Origin of the sequence: Mycobacterium sp. (assembly GCF_025965855.1) — a bacterium.
Lineage (GTDB): Bacteria > Actinomycetota > Actinomycetes > Mycobacteriales > Mycobacteriaceae > Mycobacterium.
The window spans coordinates 1-11831 of sequence record NZ_JAOPWB010000278.1 but is presented as its reverse complement, the minus strand read 5'-3'; the positions used below and the strand labels follow the sequence as shown (position 1 = coordinate 11831).

Below are 11831 nucleotides of genomic sequence, written 5' to 3'. Positions count from 1 at the left end.
CCGGCCACGGCCGTGCCGGTGGCGCCAGCGCAGCTGCCGCTGCCGTTGCCGGTGCGGCCGGGGCCACCGCGGTTGGGTTGTTATCCCCGGGCCCCTGCGCCGACCGCAGGGCGCCCCCCGTGGCGGCGGCCAGTTGCGGGCGCGGCGTGGTGACGACGGGGACCCGGAAATGTCCCGACAGCGCGGTGGTTACCGCCGGGATGTTCGCCCCACCGCCCGCCGAAACCACGGCGACGAGATCGCGAATCCCATTGCGCTGCAAGGCTTCATCCAGCACAGCCACGAAGTTGGCCAGCGACCCGCGGATCGCGTCGTCGAGCTCGTTCCTGGTGAGCCGGATGTCGCCGCCCGTCCCCGGCTGCCCGTTGGCCACGGTGGTCACCGTGCTCGACGAGAGCTGCTCCTTGGCGCCGCGGCATCCGCTCCGCAGCCGGCTCAGCGGGCCGATCGCCGAGGTCCCGGACGGGTCGAACGAACCCGTGGTTGCCACGTTGGCCATGACGGCGGTCAGCAACGCCTGGTCGATCATGTCGCCGGAGAAGTCGTGATGCCGCACGGTCGGGGCGAGCGGCTCGTAGCCGCCCGCGGCGTCCATCAGCGTGATGCTGGTGCCGCTGCCGCCGAAATCGCACACAGCCACGGTCCCCCGCGCGGGTACGCCCGGATTGGCCCGCACCGCGAACAGCGTCGCCGCGGCATCGGAGATCAGCGACGGCGGCCGCGCGCGGTCCGACCATTCGGACACCCCGCCCAGCGCGGGGCCCAGGGCGTCCACCGACTTGGCGGACCAGTGAGCGGGATAGGTGATCGCGATGCTTTCGGGCAGCGGGCGCCCGCCGGTGGCCGCGTAGGCCAGCGCGCGCAGCGCGTCGGCGAGCAACGCGTCGCTGCGGTGCACCGACCCGTCGGCGGCCACGATTCCCACCGGGTCCCCGACGCGGTCCACGAAGTCGGTGATGACCAGGCCCGGCTCGTCCAGCTTGGGGTTTTCCGAGGGCACCCCGACCTCGGGCGGGCGCTGGCGATACAGCGTGAGGACCGGCTTGCGGATGATCGCCAGATTCGCGGTCACGCCCGCCAGGTTGGTGGAACCAATCGACAAGCCCAGCGCGGGCCTAGCTGTGTCGGCCATCTGTCCAATCCCCGTGTTCAGCGGCGCTCCGCCGAGCCTAATTGTGCCGCTAGAACCTATAGCCAATCAAAGCGTCGGCTATGCGTGAGCTGTATAACGACATAGCCGCAGCTATGGTCACCGAATCGAGCCCGCCCCGGCAATCAGCGGAAGGTCGAGCGGCGTGACCCAGCCCGGGCGCAGGTCGTTGACCGCCGGTACGGCGTTGAGCGCCCGCATCCCGGTCGCCAGGCACCCGGCCGTGGCCGCGTCCCGGCCCGAGCCGTCGGTGAACCGGAACGCGGTTTCCTGGAAGATGCTCGGGGTCCCCTCGATGTCCACGCGGTAGACGTCGTTGTCGTGGCCCGACGGCCAGTCGGGGGCGGCGTCGTGCCCGATCCGGTTGACGTGTTCGAGCTGGACGCGCGTCTCGCCGTGGTAGATCCCGTTGATGGTGAACCTGACGGCCGCGACGTGCCCGGCTTTGATGACGCCCTTGGCCGTGGTGCGCTCCGTGGGAGTCACCCACTTGTCCCAGGTGGTGGTGATCTCGTCGAGCATGATGCCGGCGGCATGGGCGATCATCGGCACGGTGGCACCCCACGCGAAGATGAGCACGCTGGGGTTTTCCAGCATCGGGCTGTATTCGGGCTCTCGGCCGATGCCCATCTCGACTTCGTAGTCGCCCTCGTAGTTTGTGTAATCAAGCAGCTCCGAGGCGCGGACGCGGCGCACCTCCGAGCAGACGCCCATCAGGGTCATGGGAAACATGTCGTTGGCGAATCCCGGATCGATGCCGGTGGTGAAGCACGACGATCCGCCCAGCTCACATGCCTCGGTGATCGGCTCGATCCAGTTGGGCGGGTTGAGGTGCATCGTCGGCCAGACCCACGGCGTCATCGCGGTCGAGCAGACGTCGATGCCGGCGCGCAGGAACCGCGTGATCAGCGCGATGTTGGCGTCGGCGTGCATCGCCGTCGGACCGTAATGCACCAGCGCGTCGGGCCGGAGCGCGATCAGGGCATCGACGTCGTCGGTCGCGGTGATGCCCACCGGTTCGGGCAGCCCGCAGACGTCGCCGACGTCACGGCCGACCTTATTGGGGTTGCTGACGCCGACGCCCACCAACTCGAACAGCGGATGCTTGACGATCTCGGCGATCACCATGCTGCCCACGAAGCCGGTGCCCCAGACCACCACACGCTTTGAGTCGTGTCCCGACATACTCACCTTCCAATCGTCAGCCCCCGGTTCACCCTAAGCATTGGCGCGAGTGGCATCTAGACCAGGCGATGCCGGTGGTGACACGATGTGAAACCATGACCAGTCATCTGCGCGGGGCCTCGATGGTGTTGGCGATCGGCATCGGGCTCGCCAATGCGTGCGGCGTGGCCAACGCCCTGCCCGAGAATCCCAAGGTCACCTACGAGGTGAGCGGCCCCGCCGTCGCCGAATACATCTCCTACCAAAGCGACAACGGTCAGCAACACGCGGTGAACGCCAAACTGCCCTGGTCGACGCAGTTCACCGGCTTCGGTGGCCAGGTGTTCGCACTCAGCGCCCAAGGGCCGGGTCCGATCTCGTGCAAGATCCTGCTCGACGGCAATGTCGTGAGCGACGCGACGGCGACGACGGGGACGCCGGCCAGAACCGTCTGTTCGCACTGATCGCGGGAGACCAGGTGAGCCTCAGGACAGGGATCGCGACTCGAGTGAATGGGGCGCCACCGCCCGAGATCCCGCTAGCCGACCTTCATCTCGAGTCGCTCGAGTTCTGGGGGCGCGACGACGACTACCGCGACGGCGCCTTCGCCACCCTGCGCCGCGAGGCCCCGATCTCGTTCTGGCCCGCCATCGAGATGGAAGGGTTTGAGGCGGGCACGGGGCATTGGGCGCTGACCAAGCACGACGACGTGCACTACGCCAGCCGCCATCCAGACGTCTTCAGCTCCAGCCCCAACATCACGATCAACGAGAACGCGCCGGAGATCGCCGAGTACTTCGGCTCGATGATCGTGCTCGACGATCCGCGACACCAGCGGCTGCGCTCGATCGTCAGCCGGGCGTTCACCCCGAAGGTGGTGGCCCGCATCGAGGCATCTGTGCGCGAACGCGCCCACCGGTTGGTCGCGTCGCTGATCACCAATCACCCCGACGGCGAGGCCGATCTGGTCGGCGAGCTCGCCGGGCCGCTGCCGTTGCAGATCATCTGCGACATGATGGGCATCCCCGAGGAAGACCATCAGCGGATATTCCATTGGACCAACGTGATTCTCGGGTTCGGCGACCCCGATCTGACGACGGATTTCGAAGAGTTCCTTCAGATTTCGATGGACATCGGCGCCTACGCCACCGCGCTGGCGGAAGATCGCCGCGTCAATCACCACGACGACCTGACCACCAGCCTGGTGCAGGCCGAGGTCGACGGCGACCGGCTGTCGTCGTCGGAGATCGCGTCCTTCTTCATCCTGCTGGTGGTGGCCGGCAACGAGACGACCCGCAATGCGATCAGCCACGGCGTGCTGGCCCTGTCCCGTTACCCCTCGGAGCGGGAGAAATGGTGGTCGAACTACGACCCCCTGGCCCCCACCGCGGTCGAGGAGATCGTGCGGTGGGCCTCCCCGGTGGTTTACATGCGACGCACCCTGACCCGGGACGTCGAATTGGGTGGCGTCAAGATGGCCGAGGGGGACAAGGCGACGCTCTGGTACAACTCGGCCGACCGCGACGAGTCGAAGTTCGCCAATCCGTGGATGTTCGACGTCGCCCGCGACCCCAATCCGCACCTCGGCTTCGGCGGCGGCGGCGCCCATTTCTGCTTGGGCGCCAACCTGGCCCGTCGCGAGATCAGGGTCGTGTTCGACGAATTGCGGCGCCAGATACCGGACATCGTCGCCGTCGAGGAACCCGCACGCCTGCTGTCGCAATTCATCCACGGCATCAAGAGCCTGCCGGTCGCCTGGACTCCCCCGCGCTGACCTCTCGCGCGCAGACGTCTCGCAGACCTCTCGCGAGCAGACGCAAAAGCCCCCTACCGCACGGCGTGTCGCGGGCTTTTGCGTCTGCTCGTCGCGCCATAGGCTCATCACCGTGACCGTTCCCGCGTTTCCCGCTCCCGAGGTGCTGGCCGCCCGCCAGAAACTCGTGCTCGACCACTTCCACGACGAGGTCCGCCAGGACTGGGACGACGTGTTGGCGACCTTCCCGCATCCGCGCTACGAGCTGATCCCGCAGCTGGTCGTCCACGACGGCGACGAGGCGGTCCGCGGCTACTACGCCTACACCAGGACCGCGTTCCCCGATCAGGACCACGAGATCATCGCCCTGCGGCACAGTGCCGACGCGGTGATCGTCGAGTTCTGGCTGATGGGCACCCATCGCGGATATCTCGGGAAGGTGCCGCCCACCGGCAGCCGGTTCCGGGTCCGCATGACGGCCTACTTCGTGTTCGACGACACCGAAACCCTTGTCTGCGAACGCATTTACTTCGACACGCTGACCATGATCAAGCAACTGCTGGGCGGGCTGGACATGAAGAAGCCGGCGAACTGGCTGTTGGCCGCGCGCTGCGTGCGAGGCTTTCTGTCGATGTCGTCGGAAAAGCCCGACCCGGCACTGACTTCCGGAGGCTAGCGATGCGTCTGCACACCCTATGCGCCCTGGCCGCAAGCGCATTGCTCGCCGTCTGTGCCACGGCCACCGCCACCGCCGCTCCCGCGCCCTCGGGCTCGCGAACCGTGAAGTGGATCGACCTGCAGGTCGGCGAGTGCGTGGCCGACCTTCCGCCGGCCGATCTGAGCCGGGTGACCGTCACCGTCGTCGACTGTGCCACAGCCCATTTGGCCGAGGTCTATCTGCGCGCCCCGATGGCCGTCGACACCTCCGTCGCCGACGTCGCCAACAAGGACTGCAACGCCGGATTCGCCCCCTACACCGGCCGATCCGTGGACGGCAGCCCGTTTTCGATCACGTTTCTCATCGACTCGAATCAGGACAGAACCGGCGCCAACCCCACGCCGAGCACCATCATCTGCCTGCTGCAAGCCGCCAACGGTCAATCCCTGACCGGTTCGGCACAGCGCTAGCAGCCGAGTTGTGCTGCGAGGTCGAGGAAGTCGGAGGCGTTGACGTCGAACTCGTCCGAGAAGGCCACGTCGGCTTCGCCGTCGGGACCGAATTCCAGTGGGCGCGCGACGAAGGCGGTCGCAAAGCCCACGCGGCCCGCGGCGCGGATGTCGTACTTGTGGCTGGCCACCATCATGATCTCGGCGGGGTCCAGGCCGAGGTAGGTCGCGGCCAGGTGATAGATCGCGGGGTCGGGCTTGAACACCCCGGCCATCTCGGCGGCGAAGATCGCATCCCAGGGCAGTCCCGCTCGCTTGGAGATGTTGACGACAGCCGAGACGTCGGCGTTCGACAGGGTGGCCAGCGTGTGCGCGCGCTTCAGCCGGACCAGCCCGGGCACCACGTCCGGCCACGGCCTCAACCGCTGCCAGGCCAGGGTGAGCTCCTCGTGTTCGGCGTCCGAGAAGCCCGCGATGCCGCAGTCGTCCAGGACGGTGTCGAGCGCGTGGCGATACACCGAGTGCACGGAACCCCACCCAGCGCCCCGACGCTCCGCGGCCTCCAATGCCGTGAAGTACCCTGCGCGCCAACGACGCACCACCTCGGGCCAATCAGCCTCCGGATGCCGCCCCGCGCTGATCCGCTTCGCCTCGTCGCACACGGTCGAATGGAAATCCGTCGCCGTGCCCTGCACGTCGAACAGCAGCGCCCTGAGCACAGGCCCATCATGCACCCGGGCGGTTGGTTAGACTCTGGCGCGTCGAAACGCTTGACCTCCTACGCCCAGCGAGGTACCTCGTGGCCGAACCAGAACAGCGCGAGCCCGACTACCGTTTCACCCTCGCCAATGAGCGGACCTTCCTGGCCTGGCAGCGCACCGCGCTCGGGCTGCTTGCCGCGGCGGTCGCCCTGGTACAACTCGTTCCCGAGCTGACCGTCCCCGGCGCGCGGCGCGCGCTCGGCATCGGGCTAGCCGTGCTGGCGACCCTCACCAGCGGAATGGGGCTGGTGCGCTGGCGGCAGGCGGATCGCGCCATGCGCCACGGTGATCCCTTGCCCCGTCATCCCACCCCGGCCTACCTCGCGGTGGGTCTCAGCGTGGTGGGGCTGGTCGCCATCGGGCTGGTGATCGCCAAGGCGGTCATGGGTTGAGCGAGCCGGCGGACCGGACTGCGCTGGCCTGGACCCGAACGTCTTTCGCGTTCCTGGGCAACGGCGCGCTGCTGACGATCAAGAACCTGCACGGCCCCGCCGCGCCGAAAGAGTTGATCCCCGCCTTTCTCGCCGGCGCCGTCGCCCTGGGCACCTACCTGATCGCTCTGCAACGTCAGCGCACGCTGCAGCGGCACGCTAACCCGGAACGAATCGTGCCGCGCCTTCAGGTGTACATCATCGGGACGGCGGTGCTGGTGCTCATCGTCGTCACCATGGTCGCCCAGCTGGTCTAACCGGTCGGGGCTTTGGTGTTCAGATACGCCACTATCCCCTGCGTGACGGCGTCGGCGTACTTCGCCCGGCCATCAGCGCTCTCCATCCGCGCGGCCTCGTCGGCGTTTTTCATGTTGCCCAGTTCGATGAGGACCGCCGGGTATTGGGCCAGGTTGAGCCCGGCGAGGTCGTCGCGCCCGTACAGGCCGTCCGAGCCGATATAGGTCGACGGGTGAAAACCCGCCTGCACCAAGGCATCCCGCATCGTGTGCGCCAACTGCACGGCCGGGTCGGCCTGGACGTCGTTCAACGGTGGGCTGGAGTAGTTCACGTGAAATCCCGAGCCGGAGGCGGGGCCGCCGTCGGCGTGGATGCTCACTATCGCGTCGGGGTGCATCGCGTTGGCCAGCGCCGCGCGTTGATCCACGCAGGGGCCCGCGGAGCTGTCGTTGTCCCGTGACAGCTGGGTGCGGACGCCCATTTGGTTGAGCGAACCGCTGATCAGCCCCACCACCGCCCACGTGAACGCGTGCTCCGGGTAGCCGTCGTCGGCGGCGGCGCCCGACGTCTGGCACTCCTTGGTGCCGTCCCGGCCATTCGGGACTTGGCGGGTGATCGAGGCGTCGTTCACGGCGTTGTGGCCCGCATCGAGGAAGACGCCCATGCCGGCGATGCCGGCGTCGGCGCGCGGGGCCTCGGCCAGTGCGGCGACGCCGAGCAGTGCCGGCGCGACCCCGGCGTATCTCAACACGTCGCGCCGTGAAACGGATCGCAGCCAACCGGGATGAGTCACCCGCGCGATGGTAACAACCCCTCGCTGCAGAAGGGGCTTGTCAGGGTGGCCCTGACGTCGTATCGTCAGGCAAAGCCTGACACCGGGGGGTGCCCATGAGTCCTGCTACCAAGCAGACCGCACAGATTTGGTGTTCGTTCTGCGGCAAGTCCAACACCGAGGTCGACAAGCTTGTGGCCGGGCCGGCCGTGCAGATCTGCAACGAATGCATTGACCTGTCGCAGGCCATCATCGACGAGTACCGGGACAAGCCGAACGAGCTTCGGATGCCGATCTGGGAGTCGTGGAGCGATCAGCAGATGCTCGACCACATCCCACGCATGGCGGTGGTGGCCCAGCAGGTCGAGACCGACCTGCGCTCCTGGGTGCGCGAGCTTCGCCGGCGCGGGATCACCTGGGCGAAGATCGGCCAGACGCTGGGCGTCACGCGGCAGTCCGCGTGGGAGCGGTTCGCCGGCGAATAACAGGATTCAGGCGTTGGTCAACGCCTGCGCCGCGGTGCGGAACATGGTCTGCTTGATTGCGCCGAGGGTGCCGGGGTCCTTGCCGGACAGCGGACGCAACAGGTCGACGGCGGCCGCGGTCACCGCCCCCTCGTCCGCGGTGGCGTCGACAATGCCGAACTCGACGGCCTCGATCCCGCCGAAACGCCGCCCGGTGGTCATCGACGCGACCGCGGCCCGAGGGGTGAGCTTGGCCTGGATCAGCGCGCCCATGCCGTCGGTGAACGGAATGCGGATGTCGACCTCGGGAAAGCAGAAGTACCCGCGGTCGGCGCGCATCACGCGCACGTCGTGCGCCATCGCGAGCATGGCGCCTGCGCCGAAGGCGTGCGCGGTGACCGCGGCCGCGGTCGGCGTCGGGAACGTCAGGACGCGGGCCAACAGGGCCTGCACCCGGGCGACGTAGGACTGCGTCTGCTCGGCGTGGGCGGCGAGCCAGTCCAGGTCCAGTCCGTTCGTATAGAACTTGCCGCGCCCGGTGGTGACCAAGCCCTGCGCGCCGGCGGCCTCGATCTCGTCCAGGTGAGCATTAATGGCGTCGAGAAACTCCGGCGAGAATCGGTTTTCATCGTCGCCGAGGTCAAGGACGGCGATCTTATCGTCCCAAATGAATGTCGGTGCCATATCTAGTTCCCTTCTGTCACTTGCTTCTGCGTCGCAACGGCGGCGCCCCGACGGCCAGCACGGCGCGGACCGCGGCGCGCAGTCGTTCGCGCGCGTCTGGATCGTTGATGCGGTTGCGGCGCAAGAGAATCGCGGTCGGCAGCTCGACGATGCAGATGGTGATGACGTCGACGGCCGCGGCATCCTTGCGGTCCCACAGGGCGCGCGCCAGTCGAATCATCGACTCGACGAGCAGCCGGTCCAGGTCGCGCAGTTGTGTGGCGATCTCCGTCGGCGTCTCGGGGCCCAAGAGCTCGGCGCGGCGCACGGTCAGCACCAGCTGCGAGGAGTGCGGATACTGTTCGGCGAACACCGCCGGCGCCTCGGCGGCCGCCACTACCGCGGCAGCGGCGTCGCCGTCGAGTGCGGCATCGATCAATTCGCCTTGCACGCTGAGGAATCGGTGCCCGGCCCGCAGCCAGGCGCGACCCACCAGACCCGCGCGCGAACCGAACGTGTGATACACGGCGCCGTTGGACACCCCGATCGCGTCGCTGATCGCCCGGATCGTGACGGCGGCGGGCCCGGATTGCACCGCCAACCGCTCGACGGCATCAAGAATCTGATCCTGGTCGTAGACGCGGGGGCGAGGCACCTCGATATCATAACAGAGCAATTGCTCTGTTATATCGGGACGTGATCGCGTTACGTCGGGTTGGCGACTAGCCGGTCAGACTTTTTCCGGAATTGCCAGGTCGCATTGCCGTTGTGCGGCAAGCACAATCGAGCCAGCGGTCACGAATGCGCGTTTGGCCTGGTCGGCCGGATCTACGGGCAGGTTGGCGGCGCGGCGCAGCACCATCACGGCAAGCGCGCTGTACGTCGCGTAGGGGATGATGAGCAGGTTGGCGCAAGCATCTGCCCCGTTGAAGGTCATCACGTGCTGGCGTTTGTGTTCCCATCCCGGCCAATTGAAGTCGGGTGGTCGTTGTAGCGGCGGCCAGTTGACGTTGATGGACATGATGGTTCCGAGCAGGGGCGTCAGCGCCGCAACCAGGCCGGGCAGTTCATTCGTGAGGCGGTCTGCGCGTGGCCACCAAGCACCGTCGATGTCGTGGCCCAGGTCGGTAGCCACGCACAGCCGGATGGGATCGTATCGGCGTCGGCTTAGCGGATACGTCATCGGAGGTGTCGCAGTCGGCGGCAAGTGCGCCCTGCGATCAGGACGCTGCGCCAGGGTGACACCACGGCCACATTTGCACGATCCACGCGCAGTTCCTTCACGGTCGGCGTCGACCGCCCCACAACCGCGGGACGACGGAGGAATCACATTGCCCGTGGGTGTCATCCGCTCAGATAGCGTCGGACCACCGCTGACAACGACAACAGCTCGTCATTAACGCTACGCCATGAACTGCACGTCGGTGCCGCCGGCCGACCGATCGGCGCGTCACTGGCGCAGCTCAGCGTCGTGATCAGGAGGCGTCAGCCAAGCCCGCGAGGTTACGGCGCCGCGCAGAACCGGGCGATCAGCGCGTCGACGCGCTCGCGCTCGTAATCCGAGCGCAGCCGGCCGCCGCGGCTCAGGCTGGTCAGCCCGTGCAGCGCTGCCCAGAACACCTCGGCAAGGGTGTCGCCGTCTTGGGCAATCGCGGACATCGCCTGGCGCAGCTCCTCGAAGGCGGCGATCAGCTCGGGCGGGGTGTCTTCTTCGGCGAAGCGAAGTGTGGTGCGGCCGGTGAACATCGCGTCGTAGACGGCGGGGTTGTCGCCGGCGAAATCGAGGTAGGCGCGCGCCATCCGGGTCAGCGCCTCGTCGGGTGTTTCGACACCGGCGCGGGCCGTGTGCAGCAGGCCGGCCAGCTCGGCGAAGCCGTCGATCGCGACGGCCGCGGCGACCGCATCCATCCCCGAAAAATGTCTGTAGAGGACGGGTTGGCTGTATTCGATTTCTGTGGATAGCCGCCGCGTGGTGACGGCTTCCCAGCCCTCGGCCTCGGCGACCTGGCGGGCGGTGTCGACGATCAGCTGACGACGCGCGGCGCGTTCCCGGGCACGGCGATCTTCGGTGAGCATGCCCGTCATGGTATCACTGCTAGAAAATCTAGCGGCGCTATTGACACTTCGATTCCGTGGGGTTAGCGTTGCTAACATGAATGACCCAGGACAGCGCCTCGCCGAGGCCTTCGTCAAGATGCTCAACACACACGAACCGGATCTGGTGGATGGGTTCGTGGCCACCGACTACCGCAATCACAACGCCTTCGTCGACGACGGACGGGAGGCCAACCGGCAGTTTTGGGCCGGCTTTTTTGCCGCGCTGCCGGACCTGACCGCGACCATGGAGGATCTGGTCGTCGCGGGTGATCGGGTGGTCGGCCGGTTCGTCTATCGCGGGACGCATCTGGGCGAGTTCATGGGAATCCCGGCCACCGGGCGACGCGTCGAGATGCGCTCCATCGACATCTGGCGCGTCGCCGACGGCATGTTCGTCGAGCACTGGGACGAGCTCAACACCCTGGAGGTCCTTCAACAGCTGGGCGCGCTCCCCCAGCCGGCATCATGACCGAGCTCGCGCGGCTGGCCGCGCTGATCGCAGTGCTGGGCACCGCGGTGGTTTTCGGCACCGACGTGTTCTGCGCGATGGTGCAACGACCGGCGCTGGCGCTCGTCGACGACCGGGCGCTGGTCGCGGTGATGGGCAATGTGCATCGCTACGGTGACCGGCGCATGCCGGTTCCGGGCGTGGTCGGTTTGGTCGCCGCGGCGGTGAGCGCCTTAGCCGCGGCAGCGGCCGGCCGATGGACCACGGCCGCTGTGGCGGCAACGGCGGTAGCGCTGCTGCTGGTCTGGCTCGTGCTGTACCTGCGAGTGAGCGCACCGATCAATCGGCAACTCACCGCCGCCGCGGAAGCTCACGACGTCCCAGCGAATGCTCGTGCGCTGCAGGCGAACTGGGATCGGGTCATCACTGCGCGCGGGACGCTGCAGGGCTTGGCCGTCTGTGCGCTGTGCGTCGTCCTGATGGTCTGAGGGCCGATGTTTCAGCTGAGGATCTACACGCTGCGGACCGCATGGGCGCTCGATCGCTACGCCACGATTCACTGGGCGCGGCATGTTCCGAGCATGGCGGCGTTCGGCGTGACGACCCATGGAATCTGGACACAGCGCGGCGGCGACGACCATCGACTCGCCGCGCTGATCTCCTACCCGGACGGCGCAGATCCCGCGGCACTTGCTCGTGACTTCATGGCCAGCGCCGAATTCGCCTCCGACATGGAGGGTTTCGACCCGGACGACATTGTCGCCGTGGACTCGATACTGCTGGA

Annotated in this window: 17 protein-coding genes and 1 pseudogene; 10 read left to right on the top strand and 8 right to left on the bottom strand. The window is 67.4% G+C overall.

Going from position 1 to position 11831, the window contains the following annotated elements; translation table 11 throughout:
* Together JWP83_RS23700 and JWP83_RS23695 are read right to left on the bottom strand one after the other, a co-directional pair.
* The coding region (locus JWP83_RS23700; protein WP_297735707.1) for an Hsp70 family protein at positions 1–1132 on the bottom strand (1132 nt) is incomplete at its 3' end.
* Between the two features lie 117 nt (positions 1133–1249).
* Positions 1250–2335: a dihydrodipicolinate reductase gene (locus JWP83_RS23695; RefSeq protein WP_297735704.1), complete on the bottom strand. Its 1086-nt coding sequence runs from the start codon at positions 2333–2335 to the stop codon at positions 1250–1252.
* A gap of 95 nt (positions 2336–2430) precedes the next feature.
* On the opposite strand from JWP83_RS23695, the gene JWP83_RS23690 reads away from it, so the two are divergent.
* From JWP83_RS23690 to JWP83_RS23675, 4 genes are all read left to right on the top strand, one after another.
* Positions 2431–2778, top strand: a complete 348-nt coding sequence (locus JWP83_RS23690) for an MmpS family transport accessory protein (protein ID WP_297735701.1) — start codon at positions 2431–2433, stop codon at positions 2776–2778.
* A gap of 14 nt (positions 2779–2792) precedes the next feature.
* Positions 2793–4088: a cytochrome P450 gene (locus JWP83_RS23685; RefSeq protein ID WP_297735698.1), complete on the top strand. Its 1296-nt coding sequence runs from the start codon at positions 2793–2795 to the stop codon at positions 4086–4088.
* Between the two features lie 112 nt (positions 4089–4200).
* A complete protein-coding gene (locus JWP83_RS23680) occupies positions 4201–4743 on the top strand; it encodes an ester cyclase (protein ID WP_297735695.1) in 543 nt (180 codons plus the stop codon).
* Positions 4744–4745: 2 nt separating this feature from the next.
* Positions 4746–5195 carry a hypothetical protein gene (locus JWP83_RS23675; RefSeq protein ID WP_297735692.1) on the top strand — a complete coding sequence of 150 codons (450 nt, stop codon included), beginning with the start codon at positions 4746–4748 and terminating at the stop codon, positions 5193–5195.
* On the opposite strand, the gene JWP83_RS23670 is transcribed toward JWP83_RS23675, so the two are convergent.
* Positions 5192–5893, bottom strand: coding sequence for a haloacid dehalogenase type II (locus tag JWP83_RS23670; RefSeq protein WP_297735689.1), 702 nt, complete (start codon positions 5891–5893; stop codon positions 5192–5194). The genes JWP83_RS23675 and JWP83_RS23670 overlap by 4 nt on opposite strands.
* Before the next feature lie 80 nt (positions 5894–5973).
* Between JWP83_RS23670 and JWP83_RS23665 the strand changes: the two genes are divergently transcribed.
* Both JWP83_RS23665 and JWP83_RS23660 read left to right on the top strand, forming a co-directional pair.
* Entirely contained in the window at positions 5974–6327 is a 354-nt protein-coding gene (locus JWP83_RS23665; RefSeq protein WP_297735686.1) for a DUF202 domain-containing protein, read from the top strand.
* Entirely contained in the window at positions 6324–6623 is a 300-nt protein-coding gene (locus JWP83_RS23660) for a DUF202 domain-containing protein (RefSeq protein WP_297735684.1), read from the top strand. The genes JWP83_RS23665 and JWP83_RS23660 overlap by 4 nt, the downstream gene beginning before the upstream one ends.
* Here JWP83_RS23660 and JWP83_RS23655 read toward each other — a convergent pair.
* The gene (locus JWP83_RS23655) at positions 6620–7396 is read right to left on the bottom strand and encodes an Rv3717 family N-acetylmuramoyl-L-alanine amidase (RefSeq protein ID WP_297735681.1); all 777 of its coding nucleotides are present in this window, start codon (positions 7394–7396) and stop codon (positions 6620–6622) included. The genes JWP83_RS23660 and JWP83_RS23655 overlap by 4 nt on opposite strands.
* Before the next feature lie 95 nt (positions 7397–7491).
* Between JWP83_RS23655 and JWP83_RS23650 the strand changes: the two are divergent.
* A pseudogene (locus JWP83_RS23650) lies at positions 7492–7635 on the top strand (ClpX C4-type zinc finger protein); the annotation flags it as partial.
* A 231-nt stretch (positions 7636–7866) separates the two neighbouring features.
* Here JWP83_RS23650 and JWP83_RS23645 read toward each other — a convergent pair.
* The 4 genes from JWP83_RS23645 to JWP83_RS23630 form a co-directional block, all read right to left on the bottom strand.
* Positions 7867–8523, bottom strand: a complete 657-nt coding sequence (locus JWP83_RS23645; RefSeq protein ID WP_297735678.1) for an enoyl-CoA hydratase-related protein — start codon at positions 8521–8523, stop codon at positions 7867–7869.
* Between the two features lie 16 nt (positions 8524–8539).
* Complete coding sequence (locus JWP83_RS23640; protein ID WP_297735675.1) at positions 8540–9157, bottom strand: TetR/AcrR family transcriptional regulator; 618 nt, start codon at positions 9155–9157, stop codon at positions 8540–8542.
* Positions 9158–9232: 75 nt separating this feature from the next.
* The gene (locus JWP83_RS23635) at positions 9233–9685 is read right to left on the bottom strand and encodes a DUF5994 family protein (protein ID WP_297735672.1); all 453 of its coding nucleotides are present in this window, start codon (positions 9683–9685) and stop codon (positions 9233–9235) included.
* Positions 9686–10005: 320 nt separating this feature from the next.
* On the bottom strand, positions 10006–10578 hold the full coding sequence (locus JWP83_RS23630; protein WP_297735669.1) for a TetR/AcrR family transcriptional regulator: 573 nt from the start codon (positions 10576–10578) through the stop codon (positions 10006–10008).
* Positions 10579–10654: 76 nt separating this feature from the next.
* On the opposite strand from JWP83_RS23630, the gene JWP83_RS23625 reads away from it, so the two are divergent.
* The 3 genes from JWP83_RS23625 to JWP83_RS23615 form a co-directional block, all read left to right on the top strand.
* A complete protein-coding gene (locus JWP83_RS23625; protein WP_297735666.1) occupies positions 10655–11068 on the top strand; it encodes an ester cyclase in 414 nt (137 codons plus the stop codon).
* Positions 11065–11535, top strand: a complete 471-nt coding sequence (locus tag JWP83_RS23620) for a DUF1772 domain-containing protein (RefSeq protein ID WP_297735663.1) — start codon at positions 11065–11067, stop codon at positions 11533–11535. The genes JWP83_RS23625 and JWP83_RS23620 overlap by 4 nt, the downstream gene beginning before the upstream one ends.
* 6 nt (positions 11536–11541) lie before the next feature.
* Positions 11542–11831: NIPSNAP family protein (locus JWP83_RS23615; RefSeq protein WP_297735660.1), on the top strand; the 290-nt coding region annotated here is incomplete at its 3' end.